The organism is Pseudoflavonifractor phocaeensis (assembly GCF_016901955.1).
In the GTDB taxonomy this organism is placed as follows: Bacteria; Bacillota; Clostridia; order Oscillospirales; family Oscillospiraceae; genus Flavonifractor; species Flavonifractor phocaeensis_A.
In genome coordinates this window covers 1-17,037 of record NZ_JACJLC010000064.1, presented here as the reverse complement: position 1 = coordinate 17,037, position 17,037 = coordinate 1, and the positions used below count along the sequence as shown (strand labels likewise).

Annotated in this window: 13 protein-coding genes, 1 pseudogene and 1 other annotated feature; of the genes and pseudogenes, 5 read left to right on the top strand and 9 right to left on the bottom strand. The window is 61.7% G+C overall.

The features are described from left to right. Positions 1-279 precede the first annotated feature (279 nt). The 9 genes from H6B51_RS12700 to H6B51_RS12660 form a co-directional block, all read right to left on the bottom strand. The gene (locus H6B51_RS12700; protein WP_204884046.1) at positions 280-1,446 is read right to left on the bottom strand and encodes a pyridoxal phosphate-dependent aminotransferase; all 1,167 of its coding nucleotides are present in this window, start codon (positions 1,444-1,446) and stop codon (positions 280-282) included. Between the two features lie 16 nt (positions 1,447-1,462). Further along, positions 1,463-1,900: an ACT domain-containing protein gene (locus H6B51_RS12695; protein WP_204884045.1), complete on the bottom strand. Its 438-nt coding sequence runs from the start codon at positions 1,898-1,900 to the stop codon at positions 1,463-1,465. 15 nt (positions 1,901-1,915) lie between these two features. Further along, complete coding sequence (locus H6B51_RS12690) at positions 1,916-3,217, bottom strand: phenylacetate--CoA ligase family protein (protein WP_204884044.1); 1,302 nt, start codon at positions 3,215-3,217, stop codon at positions 1,916-1,918. A 40-nt stretch (positions 3,218-3,257) separates the two neighbouring features. After that, complete coding sequence (locus tag H6B51_RS12685) at positions 3,258-3,827, bottom strand: indolepyruvate oxidoreductase subunit beta (RefSeq protein ID WP_204884043.1); 570 nt, start codon at positions 3,825-3,827, stop codon at positions 3,258-3,260. Positions 3,828-3,839: 12 nt separating this feature from the next. Further along, positions 3,840-5,579: an indolepyruvate ferredoxin oxidoreductase subunit alpha gene (gene iorA / locus H6B51_RS12680; RefSeq protein ID WP_204884042.1), complete on the bottom strand. Its 1,740-nt coding sequence runs from the start codon at positions 5,577-5,579 to the stop codon at positions 3,840-3,842. A gap of 84 nt (positions 5,580-5,663) precedes the next feature. Then, positions 5,664-5,904: a binding site (T-box leader), on the bottom strand. Positions 5,905-5,973: 69 nt separating this feature from the next. Then, positions 5,974-7,554 carry a sodium:solute symporter family protein gene (locus tag H6B51_RS12675; protein ID WP_204884047.1) on the bottom strand — a complete coding sequence of 527 codons (1,581 nt, stop codon included), beginning with the start codon at positions 7,552-7,554 and terminating at the stop codon, positions 5,974-5,976. 124 nt (positions 7,555-7,678) lie between these two features. Then, on the bottom strand, positions 7,679-9,316 hold the full coding sequence (locus tag H6B51_RS12670) for a class I adenylate-forming enzyme family protein (RefSeq protein WP_204884041.1): 1,638 nt from the start codon (positions 9,314-9,316) through the stop codon (positions 7,679-7,681). A 345-nt stretch (positions 9,317-9,661) separates the two neighbouring features. Then, positions 9,662-10,102, bottom strand: a complete 441-nt coding sequence (locus H6B51_RS12665; RefSeq protein ID WP_204884040.1) for a PaaI family thioesterase — start codon at positions 10,100-10,102, stop codon at positions 9,662-9,664. An 87-nt stretch (positions 10,103-10,189) separates the two neighbouring features. After that, positions 10,190-11,251 carry a GntR family transcriptional regulator gene (locus H6B51_RS12660; RefSeq protein ID WP_204884039.1) on the bottom strand — a complete coding sequence of 354 codons (1,062 nt, stop codon included), beginning with the start codon at positions 11,249-11,251 and terminating at the stop codon, positions 10,190-10,192. A gap of 570 nt (positions 11,252-11,821) precedes the next feature. Here H6B51_RS12660 and H6B51_RS12655 point away from each other — a divergent pair. From H6B51_RS12655 to H6B51_RS12635, 5 genes and pseudogenes are all read left to right on the top strand, one after another. Further along, a complete protein-coding gene (locus tag H6B51_RS12655) occupies positions 11,822-12,931 on the top strand; it encodes an ABC transporter substrate-binding protein (RefSeq protein ID WP_204884038.1) in 1,110 nt (369 codons plus the stop codon). Positions 12,932-13,023: 92 nt separating this feature from the next. Next, positions 13,024-14,544: a sugar ABC transporter ATP-binding protein gene (locus H6B51_RS12650; RefSeq protein WP_204884037.1), complete on the top strand. Its 1,521-nt coding sequence runs from the start codon at positions 13,024-13,026 to the stop codon at positions 14,542-14,544. Next, on the top strand, positions 14,537-15,616 hold the full coding sequence (locus H6B51_RS12645; RefSeq protein ID WP_204884036.1) for an ABC transporter permease: 1,080 nt from the start codon (positions 14,537-14,539) through the stop codon (positions 15,614-15,616). Before H6B51_RS12650 ends, H6B51_RS12645 begins: the two co-directional genes overlap by 8 nt. Then, on the top strand, positions 15,613-16,659 hold the full coding sequence (locus tag H6B51_RS12640) for an ABC transporter permease subunit (RefSeq protein WP_204884035.1): 1,047 nt from the start codon (positions 15,613-15,615) through the stop codon (positions 16,657-16,659). The genes H6B51_RS12645 and H6B51_RS12640 overlap by 4 nt, the downstream gene beginning before the upstream one ends. Positions 16,660-16,787: 128 nt before the next feature. Continuing rightward, positions 16,788-17,037, top strand: a pseudogene (locus H6B51_RS12635) (L-arabinose isomerase); the annotation flags it as partial.

Sequence of the window (17,037 nt, the reverse complement as noted above, 5' to 3'; positions counted from 1 at the left end):
GGATGCTCTCCTATGAACCCAAGAAAAAACTCCCCGTTACCGAATTCATGAAGCTCCAGGGCCGGTTCAAGCACTGCTTCCAGCCGGGCAACGAGTGGACCCTGAAGGCTGCCCAGGACTATGTGGACGAAAAATGGGAGGCCCTGCTGGCCAAGTGCCGGGGATAAACAACCCGGGGCGCGGCGATGACAGCGCAATACAAACAGGACCTGCCGCGGTAAGCCGCGGCAGGTCCTGTTTCAGTTATCTGGCATATGGGGACGAAGCGCGCTCCCCGTTTCAGCCTATTTTGGCCTTCAGCTGGGACAGCCGGTTGAGGGCCTCAATGAGGGTCTCGTCCTTCTTGGCGAAGTGCATCCGCACGATGTTGCGCACGTCCTCCATAAAGAAGGAGGTGCCGGGCACTACGGCCACCCCCACCTTCCGGGCCATCTCCTCGCAGAATTCCACGTCGGTCTGGCCCTTTTTCAGATAGGGCCCGATGTCGGCCAGGATAAAGTAGGTGCCCTGGGGATCGGTGAAGGGGATGCCGATGTTCCGCAGACCGTCGGTAAACAGCTGCTTCATATGGGCGTAATGGGCTCCGAACTCCTCATAGTAGCTGTCGGGCATTTCCAGGCCCACGATGGCGGCCTCCATCAGGGGAGAGGGAGCGCCCACGGCGTTGAAGTCGTGGTACTGCTTTATCTTGTCCATCAGGTGCTTGGGGGCGATGGCGTAGCCCAGCCGCCAGCCGGTGATGGAGTAGGTCTTGGACAGAGAGGAGCAGGAAATTGTGCGCTCCCACATGCCGGGCATGTTGCACATATACAGGTGCTTGTGGGGGGTGTAGACGATGTGCTCGTACACCTCGTCCATAATGGCGTACACGTCGTACTTCACGCACAGCCCGGCGATCAGCTTCAGCTCCTCCTCGGTAAACACCTTGCCGCTGGGGTTGGAGGGGTTGCAGATCAGAATGGCCTTGGGGTGCTGCTTGAAGGCGTCCTCCAGCACGTTGGGATCGAAGTGGAACTGGGGGGGCACCAGAGGCACATAGATGGGCTCGCAGTCGGCAAAAAGGATCTGGGCGTGATAGTTCTCGAAATAGGGGGAGAACAGCACGACCTTGTCCCTGGGATTGGTAATGGCAAAGATAGAGTCCACCATGGCCTCGGTGGAGCCGATGGTCACCACCATCTCGGTGTCCGGGTCGATGTCACGGCCCATAAACCGCTTGCACTTGCGGGCCAGGGCCTGGCGGAAGTTGGGCGCGCCCATGGTGATAGGGTACTGGTGAGGCCCGGCGTGGGCCACCTCCGCCAGCCGGTCCAGCATGGCCTGGGGGGGGTCAAAGTCGGGGAACCCCTGGGCCAGGTTGATGGCGTCGTTAGCAATGGCGATGCGGGTCATCCGGCGGATCACCGACTCGGTAAAGTGCTGGGTCTTATTGCTCAAAGGCTGCATAGGGCGTTACCTCATTTCATTCGTTCTCGATGCCCAGCTCGCCGTGGAGGGCGGGGGGCATGCCGTTGTCCTTCAGCAGGCTGGCCAGCTTGTCCAGGTCGGCCACCCGGAAGATCATGCAGGCCCGGTCCTGGACCTGGCCGAACACGGAGTAGACGTACTCGATGTCGATGTTCTCCCCGGCCAGCAGGGTGAGGATCTTCCCCAGGGCACCCGGCTCGTCGGGCACCACCACCGCCAGCACCGGGGTCATGGACAGCACGAACCCGTGCTCCAGCAGCAGGGAGGCCGCCCGCTGGGGCCTGTCCACGATCATGCGCAGCACGCCGTAGTCGCTGGTCTCGGCGATGTGGAGGGCCCGCATGTTGATCTGGTGGTCGGCCAGAATGGCGGTGATCTCCGCCAGCTGCCCCGCCCGGTTCTCCAGAAAGACCGAAATCTGTTGGATCGTCATATCCTCGCGCCTCCTTTAAATCTTCCGCTTGTCGATGACCCGGACCGCCTTGCCCTCGGAGCGGGTGATGGACTTGGGGGCCACCAGCCGCACCTTGGCGTAGATGCCCAGCATGGCCTTCAGGGCGGCCACCACCTGCTTCTCCTTCTCGGCCACGTGGCTGAGCTGGTCGGAGAACATCTCCGGGGTCATCTCCACCAGCACCTCCATAGTGTCGGTATTGTTCACCCGGTCCACGATGATCTGGTAGTTGGGGGCGAAGCTCTGGCCCATGAGGACGGTCTCGATCTGGGACGGGAACACGTTGACCCCCTTGATGATGAGCATGTCGTCGCTGCGGCCCATGGGCTTGCTCATCTTGATGTGGGTGCGGCCGCAGGGGCAGTCCTCGTGGCGGAGCACGCAGATGTCCCGGGTGCGGTAGCGCAGCAGGGGGAAGGCCTCCTTGGTGATGGAGGTGAACACCAGCTCGCCCATGGTGCCCTCGGGGAGCACCTCCCCGGTGTCCGGGTCGATGATCTCGGCGATGAAGTGGTCCTCGTTGATGTGCATGCCGGTCTGGGCGGAGCACTCGAAGGACACGCCGGGGCCGGACAGCTCGGTAAGGCCGTAGATGTCGTAGGCCTTGATGCCCAGGGTCTTTTCGATGTCCCGGCGCATCTCCTGGCTCCAGGCCTCGGCGCCGAAGATGCCCGCCTTCAGGGGGATCTCCTCCGGGGTGAGGCCCATCTCCTTCATGCTCTCGGCCAGATAGGCGGCGTAGGAGGGGGTGCAGCACAGGATGGTGGCGTTCAGGTCCCGGATAAACATGATCTGCCGTTCGGTGTTGCCCGAGGAGGTGGGGATGGTGAGACAGCCCACCTTGTGGGAGCCGCCGTTGAGGCCGGGGCCGCCGGTAAACAGGCCGTAGCCGTAGCTCACCTGGCACACGTCCTCATTGGTGCCGCCGGCGGCCACGATGGCCCGGGCGCAGCAGTCCTCCCACAGGTCGATGTCGTGCTGGGTGTAAAAGGCCACCACCCGCTTGCCGGTGGTGCCCGAGGTGGACTGGATGCGCACGCAGTCCTTCAGGGGCTTGCCCATCAGGCCGTAGGGGTAGGCCTCCCGCAGGTCGTCCTTGGACAGGAAGGGCAGCTTGTACAGGTCCTCTACCCCCTTCACGTCGGCGGGGGTCAGGCCCTTTTCCTCCATCTTCTTGCGGTAGTAGGGCACATTGTCCCACACATGCTGCACCTGGCGTACCAGGCGCTCGTTCTGCCAGGCCAGGATCTGCTCCCGGCTGGCGCACTCGATCTCGGGCTGATAATAGCGTTCCATATCAGGTCGTTTCCTTTCCTCTTCTGTCTCAGCCGGGGGCTCAGGCCCGGCCCAGGCTGAACGCCTTCTGGTTCAGCTCCAGGAATTTGGCGGGGACGCTCTTTTCGATGGCGGCGTGCCACTCGGCTTCCGGAATATCAAAGTAGCGGCTCAGCCGGCCCATGAGCACAATGTTCACCGCCTTGCTGGAGCCCGCCTCCTCCGCCAGGCCCAGGGCGTCAAAGGCGTCCACCTGGACGCCCAGGGCGGCCAGCTTTTCCGCCAGCTGGGCGGGATACTGGGCGGCCCCGGTGATCACCGGCATGGGGTTGATCTGCTGGGTGTTGGTGACGATCCGTCCCCCCTGCTTCAGATACTCGGTCCAACGGGCGGCCTCCAGCAGCTCGAAGGAGACGATAAAGTCGGCCTCTCCCTTGTCGATGATGGGAGAATAGACCTTGTCCCCGAAGCGGACATAGGTGACCACGCTGCCCCCCCGCTGGCTCATGCCGTGGACCTCGGACACCTTCACGTCATAGCCCTTGTCCAGCAGCAGGCGGCCCAGCAGCTTGCTGGCCAGCAGGGAGCCTTGGCCCCCCACACCCACGATCATGATATTTTTCGTTTCCATATGGGTACCTCCTCAGACCTGCGGCGCCCCGAGGGCGTCGAAGGGGCACAGCTGCTGGCACACGCCGCAGCCCACGCACAGGGTATTGTCCACCCGGGCCTTGCCCTCCACGATGGAGATGGCCGGGCAGCCGATCTTCATGCAGCTCTTACAGCCCACGCACTTATTGGGGTCCGCCACCAGGGGGAGCTTGTGCTTGACGTATTTCAGCAGGGCGCAGGGCCGGCGGGAAATGATCACCGAGGGCTCCGCTGCCGCCAGCTCCTCCTTCACCGCGTCCTCGCACTGCTTCAGGTCATAGGGGTCCACCACCCGCACCCGGCGGATGCCCACGCTGCGGCACAGGGACTCCAGGTCGATCTTGGTGCAGGGGTCCCCCTTCAGGTTGTAGCCGGTGGTGGGGTTCTGCTGGTGGCCGGTCATGCCGGTGATGGAGTTGTCCAGGATGATGACGGTGGAATTGGACTCGTTGTAGGCAATGTTGATGAGACCGGTGACGCCGGAGTGCATGAAGGTGGAGTCGCCGATGACCGCCACGGTCTTGCCCTCCGTAGTCCCGCCGCTGGCCTTGTTGAAGCCGTGGAGGCCGGACACCGAGGCCCCCATGCAGATGGTGGTGTCGATGGCAGCCAGAGGGGCCACCGCCCCCAGGGTGTAGCAGCCGATATCGCCCAGCACGGTGAGCTTCAGCTTGTTCAGGGTGTAGAACAGCCCTCTGTGGGGACAGCCGGCGCACATCACCGGCGGCCGGGCGGGGATGACCTCGTCCAGGGCCTGGCCCACGTCGGGGGCCTTGCCCAGCTGCTGGGCCACAATATTCTGGTTGAGCTCGTCAATGCAGGAGAAGAGCTCCTTGCCCTTTACTGCCAGGCCCAGCTCCCGGCAGTGGTTCTCGATGAAGCCGTCCAGCTCCTCCACCACCACCAGCTGGTCCACCGAGGCGGCAAAGTCCAGGATCTTCTGCTCCGGCATGGGCCAGATCATGCCCAGCTTGAGCACCGGGTAGGTATCTCCCAGGGCTTCCTTTACGTACTGGTAGCTGGTGGAAGAGGTGATGATGCCCATGGATCTGTCCTTGCCCTCCTCCACCCGGTTGAGGGGGGTGGTCTCGGCGTAGGCGATGAGGGCCTTTGTGCGGTCCTCTACCACCGGGTGGCGGCGCTTGGCGTTGCCCGGCATCATGATGTACTTGGCCCCGTTCTTTTCATAGGGCTTCTCCGGTGGGGTGATCCGCTCCCCCGGCTCCACCACGCTCTGGGAGTGGGCCACCCGGGTGCACATTTTCAGCAGCACCGGGGTGTCGTACTCCTCCGACAGGTCATAGGCCAGCTTGGCCATGGCCAGGGCCTCGGCGGAATCGGCGGGCTCCAGCATGGGGATTTTGGAGGCCCGGGCGTAATGGCGGGAGTCCTGTTCGTTCTGAGAGGAGTGCATCCCGGCGTCGTCGGCCACGGTGATGACCATGCCGGCGTTGACGCCGGTGTAGCCGATGGTGAACAGAGGGTCGGCGGCCACGTTAAGGCCCACGTGCTTCATGCCGCAGAAGGACCGCTTGCCCGCCAGGCAGGCGCCGAAGGCGGATTCCATGGCCACCTTTTCATTGGGGGCCCACTCGGCGTAGACCTCCGGGTATTTGGCAATGGCCTCGGTGATCTCGGTGCTGGGGGTGCCGGGGTAGCTGGAGACAAAGGCGCAGCCCGCCTCGTACAGGCCCCGGGCCACAGCCTCATTGCCAAGCATCAGGGTTTTCATTTCAGTTCCTCCTTTTCCCCCGCCTGGGGCGGGAGGATGATAATATCGGTGGCAAAACAAAAAAGTCCTCTGCAAGAAAGCCTTGCAGAGGACGAGAATTTCCCGTGGTACCACCTCAGTTTACCGCCAAAGGCGGCCTCAGGGGACACGAACATATCCCCGGCGCTGTAACGGGCGCTCCCGTCGCTGCTTACTGCCGGGGCGTCCCCGGTTCGGCAGGCCGCTCAGGAAGGAATTCAGGACAGGCCTCCCGCTGCCTTGCACCGGCCGGCAGCTCTCTGGGGGGAGAAGCCCCTTCCCTACTTGGTTCCATCATCGCGTTACAATATGGATGAAGATAACTCTACCACTTTTATGCGCTAAAGTCAATGGCATTTCGGGAAGTTTTACAAAATTAGCCCTGCCGAGCCTTGGATCGTTTGACTTTGGTCTCCCCCTGGCGGCCGATGGAGTCCTTTGCGGTGACGGTGACGGTGCGCTCGTAGCAGGCGAAAATGGTCTGGATCTCCCGGTTGGCGGGGGCCTTTGACACCAGGCTCACTACCGGTACCAGCACCAGCCCCGCCAGCATACAGAAGGCGCCGCAGTTGATGGGGGACTGGAGGATGGCGGGGAACCAGCTGCCAAAAAAGATATTGGCCAGCATCACCACGGTGGAAAACAGGAAGCTGACGACGCAGGCGGCCTTGGTGGTGCGCTTCCAGTACAGACCGTAGAGGAAGGGCGCGAGAAAGGCCCCGGCCAGGGCGCCCCAGGACACGCCCATGAGCTGGGCGATAAAGGTGACGTTGCTGGTGTATTGGATGATGGCCAGTACCACGCTGATGGCGATGAACACCACCACCAGGGCGCGCATCCACCGGACCTGACGGCCCTCGTCCATGTCCTTAATAAGGTTGCCCTTGATGAAGTCCAGGGTGAGGGTGGAGGAGGAGGCCAGCACCAGGGAGGACAGGGTGGACATGGAGGCGGAGAGCACCAGGATCACCACCACGGCGATGAGCACCGCCGGCAGACCGGAGAGCATGGTGGGGATGATGGAGTCGTAGCCCCCGGCAGCCACCGCCTCAGGGGTGGAGAACAGCCGGCCGAAGCCCCCCAGGAAGTAGCAGCCCCCGGCCACCACCACGGCGAAGGCGGTGGACACCACCATGCCGGTGTTGATGGATTTTTCGCTTTTGATGGCGTAGAACTTCTGCACCATCTGGGGCAGGCCCCAGGTGCCCAGGCTGGTGAGGAGCACCACCCCCAGCAGGTTCACCGGGTCGGGGCCGAAGAAGGAGGCGAACACCCCGGGGGTGTCCGAGGTGGCCGGGTCGCTGACCCTTGCCAGCCCGTCCAGGGCGGCCAGGAAGCCCCCCTGGCTGTTGAGCACCGCCCCGATGACGGCGCAGATGCCCACCAGCATAATGATGCCCTGGATGAAATCGTTGATGGCGGTGGCCATGTAGCCCCCGGCGATGACGTAGATGCCGGTAAGCACCGCCATGACAATGACGCATACGGCGTAGTCGATGTCAAAGGCCATGGCGAACAGGCGGCTCAGGCCGTTATACAGGCTGGCGGTGTAGGGGATGAGGAATACAAAGATGATCACCGAAGCGGTGAGCTTCAGGGACCGGCTGCCAAACCGCTTGCCGAAAAATTCCGGCATGGTGGCGCTGTCCAGATGCTGGGTCATGACCCGGGTGCGGCGGCCCAGCACCGCCCAGGCCAGCAGGGAGCCAAGAAAGGCGTTGCCCAGCCCCGCCCAGGTGGCGGCGATGCCGTATTTCCAGCCGAACTGACCGGCGTAGCCCACAAAGACCACGGCGGAGAAATAGCTGGTGCCATAGGCAAAGGCGGTGAGCCAGGGACCCACCGACCGGCCCCCCAGCACAAAGCCGTTGACGTCGGTGGTGTGGCGGCGGCAGTACAGGCCGATGCCCACCATCACCGCGAAAAACACCACCAGCATGAAACCCTTGATGAACATGTCTCCCATGGTTATATACCTTCTTCCTCTATTCAGATCGGAATACATGAGGTTAGGCGCAAAAGACGGCAGACAGGAGCACGGGGCCTGTCTCCTGTTCCGGCATCTCCTGTCTGCCTGTCTTTTAGCTGTTGTTCTGTACCTCTACCAACCGGCCGCTGCAATACCGCTCCCGGAGGACCGGTTTTTCGATCTTGCCGGTGGGGTTGCGGGGCACCTTATCAAAGATGACCTTTCGGGGCCGCTTGTACCGGGGCAGCTCCTTGCAGAAGGAGTTGATCTCCTCCTCAGAGCAGGAGATCCCCTCCTTGAGCTGAATGATGGCGGCTGCGATCTCTCCCAGCCGCTTGTCAGGCAGGCCAATGACGGCGGCGTCGCTGATCTTGTCGTTCTTGCGCAAAAAGTCCTCGATCTGTACCGGGTAAATGTTCTCGCCGCCGGAGATGATCACGTCCTTCTTCCGATCCACCAGGTAGATGAAGCCCTCCTCATCCATCCGGGCCATGTCCCCGGTGTAGAGCCATTCCCCTTTCAGCACCTCCTCGGTGGCCTTGGGGTTTTTGTAGTAGCACAGCATGACGCCGGGGCCCTTTACCGCCAGCTCTCCCACCTGACCTTGGGCCACGTCGTTGCCCTGGTCATCCACGATGCGGGCCTCCCACTGATAGCCCGGCTTGCCGATGGCTCCCACTTTATGGACGTTTTCCACTCCCAGGTGGACACAGCCCGGACCAATGGACTCACTGAGGCCGTAGTTGGTGTCATATTGGTGGTGGGGAAAGATCTTCTGCCACCGGTGGATCAGGCTGGGGGGCACCGGCTGGGCGCCGATGTGCATCAGCCGCCACTGGTCCAGATAGTAGTGGCTCAGATCCACCCGGCCGCTGTCGATGGCGTCCAGAATATCCTGAGCCCAGGGCACCAGCAGCCAGACGATGGTGCACTTCTCCTCGGTAATGGCCCGAAGGATCCACTCGGGCTTTACGTCCCGCAGCAGCACCGCCTTACCGGCGCTGGCCAGGGAGCCGAACCAATGCATTTTGGCACCGGTGTGGTAGAGGGGCGGGATACACAAAAACACGTCCTTCCGGGTCTGACCGTGGTGGCGCTGCTCGGTGAGAGCGGAGCAGTACAGGGCCCGGTGGTTGTGAAGGATGGCTTTGGGGAAGCCGGTGGTGCCTGAGGAAAAATAGATGGCGGCGTGGTCGGTCTCATCCAGGGCCACCGGCGGGGCGCTGGAGGAGCAGAAGCCGATGAGCTTACAGCAGTCCTCGGTATAGTCCGGCTTGTTGGGGCCCACGAAGAACATCATCTTGGCCTGGGGCAGGCTGTGGGCGATGGGGTCCATGCGCTCGATGAACTCAGGGCCGAACACCAGCACCTCCACGTCGGCCAGGTCCAGGCAGTAGGCGATCTCGTCGGTGGAATAGCGGAAGTTCAGGGGCACCGCCACGCAGCCCGCCTTCAGGGCACCGAAGTAAATGGGCAGCCACTCCAGGCAGTTCATCAGCAGGATGCCCACCTTGGCGCCCCGCTCCACCCCCCGGCTCAGCAACAGATTGGCAAAGCGGTTGGCCCGGTTGTCAAACTCACGCCAGCTCAGCTCCCGGCGGTAGGGAGCGTTGGGATTGGTGCTCTGGATCAGGCTGAAATCCCGCCAGGTCACCGCCTTGTCCCACTCCTCCGAGGGGGTGATCTCCACCAGAGCGGTCTCCGCACCGTACAGTCGGGCGTTGCGCTCCAACAGCTCCGTAATGACCATGGTAACTCTCCTTTACTTCTGTCAAACTGCAAAAAAATCGTCCTCTGCCTGTGCAGAGGACGAGAAATTCCCGTGGTACCACCTCAATTTGCCGCAAAAACGGCCTCATGGGGGCCGGGGAGCCCCCTGCGCGCTATCGGGCGCACCCGTCGCCGCCTACTGAGGGGTCATCCCGTTGGGCGGGCCGCTCGGGAGGGTATTGGGCGTCGGTCTCCCCTCCTGCCTCGCACCGGCCGGCAGGTCTCTGAAGGGGATGATCCGGGCCTACTTGGCTCCGTCATCGCGTTGCGGTATGATTGATGTGGTACACTCTATCACTTTTAAGTGCTAAAGTCAAGGGGGATTTTATATTTTTCCAGGGACGGAATCTTTGGGCTGGGGGGATTTGGGGGAAATGGTATAGCCGTTGACGGTAAAATGGGCCACCTGGGTGCCCAGCTCGTCGGTGACGTCCACCTGATAGAGACAGGTGGTCTTCCCCGCCTTCAGGCAGGCGGCCTGGGCGATCAGCCGGGTCCCTTTGGCGGGAGACAGGAAGGTGACCGATACCTGCTGGGTCACTGAGATCCGGTCGCTGTGGCCGTTGGCGGCAATGGCAAAGGCAAAGTCGGCCAGGGTAAAGATGGCGCCGCCCATAGGCGCCTGGTTGGCGTTCAGATGGATGGGCCGGATGGGCATGGAGCACACGGCCCGGCCGGGCTGGGCCTGGTCGATGGATACCCCGGCAGCCTCTGTGGCAAAGTGGTCGGCGGCGAAACGGGCGCGGATTTGGTCAAGATCAGGCATAAGAAAGACTCCTTTTTTGTGGGTTGAGGGCGGATCCGGTAAAAACTCCGGGACCCGGGGCGGACCCGGGTCCCGGAGTGGAAAGATTCAGCTGCTCTGCCGTTCGATCAGGAACCAGGGGGCCACCTCGGAGGTACACTCTTCTCCCCGCAGCCGGCGCACCAGCAGTTCGGCGGCCATCTGGCCCACATTGTAGTCCCCGTGGGACAGGGAGGTAATGCCGATGGGAGACAGCTCGCTGTACTGACTGTTGTCAAAGCTGACCACCGCCATATCCTTGGGAATGCGGATGCCCTTTTTCAGCAGATAGGAGATGAGCCGGGAGGCTACCTCGTCGTTGTAGCACACCACGGCGGTACAGCTGTTGATGACCCGGTCCACCGCCGCCCAGGACTCGTCGTTGTCCAGCAGATCCCCCTTGCTCTCGGTGTTGTACCAGTAGACCTGCTGGTCCTCCAGGGGGAGGCCCAGGTCCCGGAGAGCGTCGGCGTAACCGGCGTACCGCTGGAGGCCCTGGATATCGTCGTTCTTAAAGATACCGGCGATGGCCTTGTGGCCCTTTCGGTAGAGATATTCCACCAGCTGCTGTCCGCCGCCGTAGTTGTCATCCAGCACGGACAAAGAGCCGGGCAGCCGGTTATAGTCCCCGTGCATGAACACCAGGGGAATGCCCGCGTCGATGAGGGCCCGGTACAGGTCCAGATTGGGGTTGGGCAGGCCGGTCTTGCTGCCCTCCACCAGGATGCCGTCGGGCCGGGCGCCGTCCAGCAGGGACTGGAGGATTCGCCGCTCGGTGGACACCTGATTCTGAGTGGAGAATAAGGTGGGGGCGGCGTTGTTGGCGGCCAGTACGGTCTCGATCTCCCGCAGGATAGAGGGGAAAATATAGTTGCTGATATAGGTGGTGACCACCGCCACAGTGAGCCGGCGGGGACTTCCCTGCTCCAGGATATGGGAGCCGCTGCCCTGACGGCGCTCGATGAGCTTTTCGCTGGCCAGCAGGGAGAGAGCCAGGCGGACGGTCTGGCGGCTGACCTGGAACTGCTGGCAAAGGGCCTGCTCCGTGGGCAGCAGCATGGTATCCTCATATTGGCCGCTCTGAATGGCGGCCCGCAGGTTATCCGCCACAGCCTGGTATTTGTGCTGCATATGCTCCACCTCGCGGTTCTGGAAAAGAGTGGGCGGAAGGCTGGAGCGGACAAAAACCCCAGTCGTCTGCCATTACCATAAAGTAAGCATAGCATATTTGTATGTAACCTGCAAGAGCTAAAATCCAAAATTGTATTGGTTATGCGAAAGGCGGGGAGAAATGGCACAGAGCTGAAATGGTGGGAACAAACTGTACATTCTGGCAAAATTATAGGAATTGATTTGCTTAAAATGCTCGCGCCCCCCATAAACCGTCAAAAAATGGTCCAAATGAATTGGGGAGAATGTGCAAAATAACTAAATACATTTTTTTGAATAACAGCAATAAAAAGTTCATAAATTTTCGGAATTTCTGAAAATTGTGAAATTATATTGAAAACACAATTGGAAAGCTAGAATTTATTCCGGCCGGTTTAATTTAAATGTATTGTTGCAAACCTAGAAAGTGCAAATTGTTCGTACATCTTGTTGACATTTTCTGTACGAGGTATATACTTACAGACAAGGAGCCTCCGGGCTCAACCCACCGGTCTGTCTGGGGCCGGACAATCAGAAATGGAGGAATTTGGCATGAAAAAGAAACTGCTTGCTCTGCTCCTTGCTCTGGGCATGGGCGCTTCCCTGGCCGCCTGCGGCGGCGGCGGCGGCACCACCACTGAGTCTCCCGCCGGCGGCGAGAGCACTCCCCCCGCCACCGAGACCACCCCCGCCGGCGGCGAGGAGACCACCCCCGCCACTTCCGGCGATGTGATCACCGTTGGCTTCGCTCAGGTGGGCCACGAGTCCGACTGGCGTACCGCTTCCACCAAGTCCGCTCAGGACGTGTTCTCCGCCGAGAACGGCTATGAGCTGTCCTTCGTGGACTGCGATAACGACTCCGCCGCTCAGCTGGAGGCTGTCCGTAACTTCATCCAGCAGGGCGTGGACTACATCATCATCGACCCCATCGTCTCCACCGGCTGGGACGCTGTTCTGACCGAGTGTGAGGACGCCGGTATCCCCGTCATCGTCATCGACCGTACCATCGACGACTCCGACAAGTACGTCTCCTGGGTCGGCTCCGACTTTAAGGTCGAGGGTCTGGCCTGCGGCGAGTGGCTGAAGGCCTATGCCGAGGATAAGGGCATCACCGAGATCAACGCCCTGGTCATCGAGGGTTCCACCGGCGCTTCCGCCACCATCGGCCGTACCGACGGATTCAAGGAGATCGCTGACCGTGAGGGCTGGACCATTCTCGCCTCCCAGACCGGCGACTTCACCGAGGCTGGTGGCCAGGAGGTCATGGAGTCTTACTGCCAGAGCTATGCCGGCCAGTTCAACGTGGTCATCTGCCAGAACGATAACGAGGCCGCCGGCGCCATGACCGCCATGGACAACGCTGGTGTCACCTACGGCGTGGGCGGCGACGTGATCCTGGTGTCCTTCGACGCCAACAAGCCCTATGTCCAGATGGTCATGGAGGGCAAGATCAACGCCAACTTCGAGTGCAACCCCATGGCTGCCCCCACCGTTGCTGAGATCATCCAGCAGCTGGAGGCCGGCGAGACCCCCGAGAAGGAGATCTACGTCACTGAGTCCTGGTTCGTGGCCGAGGACAACGTGTCCACCATCACCGTCAACGGCGAGGAGCAGGAGTGCATCTACGTCACCCAGGAAGTCCTGGATGCCCGTCCCTACTAAGACCGGTGCTCAACTGAATCAGTAGTAAGCATCCCCAGGGAGGACCCCCGGTTAATTCCCGGGTCCTCCCTTTTGATTTCGAGGTGATAGTTTTGGAAGATAACATCGTTCTGACCGCGCGGGGCATCTGTATGACCTTCCCAGGGGTCAAGGCCCTGGAAAATGTGGACTTCACCCTCCGCCGGGGTGAGATCCACGCTCTGATGGGGGAAAACGGAGCCGGTAAGTCCACCCTCATCAAATGTCTCACCGGCATCAACGACTTTGAGGCCGGCGAGATCCGGGTGGCCGGCATCGACGGCCCGGTGAAAAACCGCAACACCCAGGACGCCCAGAAGGTGGGCATCTCCACTGTGTACCAGGAGGTCAACCTCTGCCCCAACCTGAGCGTGGCGGAGAACCTGTACATCGGCCGGGAGCCCATGACCCCCTTCCGCACCATCGACCGCCGGGCCATGAACAAGAAGGCCGACGAGCTGGTGAAGCGGCTGGACATCAAGGTGGACGTGACCCAGAACCTGGAGAACTACTCCCTGGCCATCCAGCAGATGATCGCCATCGCCCGGGCGGTGGATATGGACTGTAAGGCCCTTATCCTGGACGAGCCCACCTCCTCCCTGGACGACACCGAGGTGGAGAAGCTGTTCAAAATGATGCTCCAGCTCAAGGAGCACGGGGTGGGCATCGTGTTCGTTACCCATTTCCTGGAGCAGGTATACGCCGTGTGTGACCGGATCACCGTGCTGCGCAATGGTACCCTGGTGGGCGAGTATCCGGTGGCCGAGCTGCCCCGGGTGAAGCTGGTGGCCGCCATGATGGGCAAGGACTTTGACGACCTGGCCTCCATCAAGCCCGAGGGCTTCACCTACGACGCCGAGGCGCCTCTGGAGATCGAGGCCCGGGGCCTCAGCCACAAGGGTACCATCAAGCCCTTCGACCTGGACATCCACAAGGGCGAGGTCATCGGCCTCACCGGCCTGCTGGGCTCCGGCCGCAGCGAGCTGGCCCGGGCCATCTACGGCGCCGATAAGGCCCAGACCGGCACCCTGAAGGTGGCCGGCAAGGAGGTCAAGATCAACCAACCCATCGACGCCATGAACCTGGGCATGGGCCTGCTGCCTGACGACCGGAAGGCCGAGGGCATCATCGGCGACCTGTCCGTCCGGGAGAACATCATTCTGGCCCTCCAGGCCAAGCGGGGCATGTTCAAGCAGCTGTCCCGGGCCAAGCAGGAGGAGATCGCCGACCGGTACATCGACCTGCTGCAGATCAAGACCGCCACCCGGGAGACCCCCATCAAGCAGCTGTCCGGCGGCAACCAGCAGAAGGCCATCCTGGCCCGCTGGCTGGCCACCGATCCCAGCTTCCTCATCCTGGACGAGCCGACCCGTGGTATCGACATCGGAACCAAGACCGAGATCCAGAAGCTCATCATCCAGCTGGCCGGCGAGGGCAAGAGCGTCATGTTCATTTCCTCCGAGATCGAGGAGATGCTGCGTACCTGCAACCGGATGGCGGTGCTGCGGGACGGCGCCAAGGTAGGCGAGCTGGACGGCGAGCTGACCCAGGAGCGGGTCATGGCCGCCATCGCGGGAGGTGCGAGCGATGAGTAATGTAAAAAAACTGACCCAGAAGCGGCTGTTCCTGCCGGTGTTCTGTATGATCCTGGTGCTGTGCATCAATATGGTGTACGACCTGGCCAGCGGCAGCAATTTCTACAGCTTTTTTGAGATCACCCTCACCAACGGCCTGCTCAGCGGCCGTCTGATCAACATCCTCAACCGCGGCAGTGAGGTGGCCATCCTGGCCATCGGCATGACCCTGGTGGTCTCCGCTTCCGCCGGTACTGATATCTCCGTGGGCTCGGTGATGAGCCTGTGCGCCTCCTTCTGCTGTATGCTGGTGGCCGGCTTTGGCGTGTCCTCCGTGTCCAGCGCCGAGGAGTTTGCCATGCCCCTGGCTGTGGGCCTCATCGGCGCCCTGCTGATGGGCTGCCTGTGCGGCGCCTTCAACGGTAGCCTGGTGGCTTACTTAAATATCCAGCCCATGGTGGCCACACTGATCCTATGGTCGGCCGCCCGGGCCATCGGCCTGCTGCTGTGCAACAACCTGATCGTGTACATTCGTGTGCCCGAGTTTGGCGTGTTCGGCGGCTACATTGGTCCCATCCCCACCCCCATCATCATTGCCGCCGTGTGCGTGGCGGTGATCTCCGTGGTGCTGAAAAAGACCGCTATGGGCATGTATGTCCAGTCCGTGGGCATCAACAAGAAGGCCAGCCGCATCGCCGGCCTGAACTCCAAGCGGATCATCTTTGTCTGCTACCTGATCTGCGGCCTGTGCGCCGGTATCGCCGGCATCGTGGCCTCCAGCCGGATCACCAGCGCCGACTCCAACAACATCGGCCTGGATATGGAGCTGGACGCCATCCTGGCCGTGGCCCTGGGCGGCAACAGCCTGGGCGGCGGTAAGTTCAACCTGGCCGGCTCCATCATCGGCGCTTACACAATCCAGGCCATTACCACCACCATGTACAACATGGGCGTGTCCTCCGCCGTTACCCCGGTGTTCAAGGCCATCGTGGTCATCGTCATCGTGGCGGTCCAGGCCCCGCCGCTGAAGGCCTGGTTTAAGAAGCGCGCCGCCGCCAAGGCTGTGGCGCAGAAGGGGGTGGCCAGCGTATGAGTAAGCCTGCCAACGCGCTGAAAGAGCGCAAGCAGATGAACAGCAACACCGTGCTGCTGGTCATCACCATCGCCCTGTTCGTGGTGCTGTATGCCGGCGGCTGCGTGGCCTACGCCAGCAAGGGCTTCACCACCATGCAGACCTTCCTCAACCTGTTCCGCACCAACGCCGGCCTGATCTGCGTGGCCTGTGGCATGACCTGCGTCATGCTCACCGGCGGCATCGACATCTCCGTGGGCTCCCTGGTGGCTCTGGACTGTATGCTGCTGGCCCAGGGCATGGGCGAGTGGAACATGAGCGCTCCCGTCATGATCATCCTGGTGCTGGTCATCGGCCTGGCCTTCGGCCTGTTTATGGGCTTCTGTGTGGGCTACCTGGAGATCCAGCCCTTCATCGTCACCATGGCCGGTATGTTCTTTGCCCGGGGCATGACCGCCGTTATCTCCACCAACCAGCTGTCCATCACCGCCGAGGTGGACCAGTTCTTCTATGATCTGGCCAACTTCCGCATCTACCTGCCCTTCGGCGGCACCGTCAACCGGGCGGGCAAGGTGGTCATGCCCTACATCGGCGTGGGCGTGGTCATCGCCCTGGTGGTGCTGGTGGCCATCTTCCTGATCCTGCGCTACACCAAGTTCGGACGCTCCCTGTACGCCGTGGGCGGCAGCGAGCAGTCCGCCGCCATGATGGGCCTGGACGTAAAGAAAACCAAGATGAAGGCCTATGTCCTGTCCTCCTTCCTGTGCTCCATCGGCGGCATCTGCTACTGCATGAACACCATGTCCGCCTCGGTGTCCCAGGCTACCGGCATGGAGATGGACGCCATCTCCTCCGCCGTCATCGGTGGCACCCTGCTCACCGGCGGCGTGGGCAACGTCATTGGCTCCCTGTTTGGCGTGCTCATCAACGGCACCATTTCCACTATCGTCAAGACCAACGGTAAGCTGGCGTCCTCCTGGCCCAACATCCTTACCGCTGTGCTGCTGTGCTTCTTCATCGTCCTCCAGAGCGTATTTGCCATGCTGAAGGACCGCAAGAAATAAGCTCCCATCCAAGTGTTGTTGGCCACGGAGGCGGACGACCTGGGCGCGCCGCCGGTTCATTCCACGGCCCCGGACCGTTCCCTCCGTGGCCTTTTTGCCCTATCTTTTATGAAATGAGGTCGATCCAAATGAACAACAAGGAATTCTGGTTCGTGGTAGGCAGTCAGTTCCTGTATGGCCCCGAGGTGCTGGAGACGGTGGCCGCCCGTGCCGCCGAGATGGCGGACAAGATGAACGCCTCCGGTAACCTGCCCTGCAAGCTGGTGTACAAGGTGACCGCCAAGACCAACAAGGAGATCGCCGACGTGGTCAAGGAGGCCAACTACGACGACAACTGTCTGGGCGTCATCACCTGGTGCCACACCTTCTCCCCCTCCA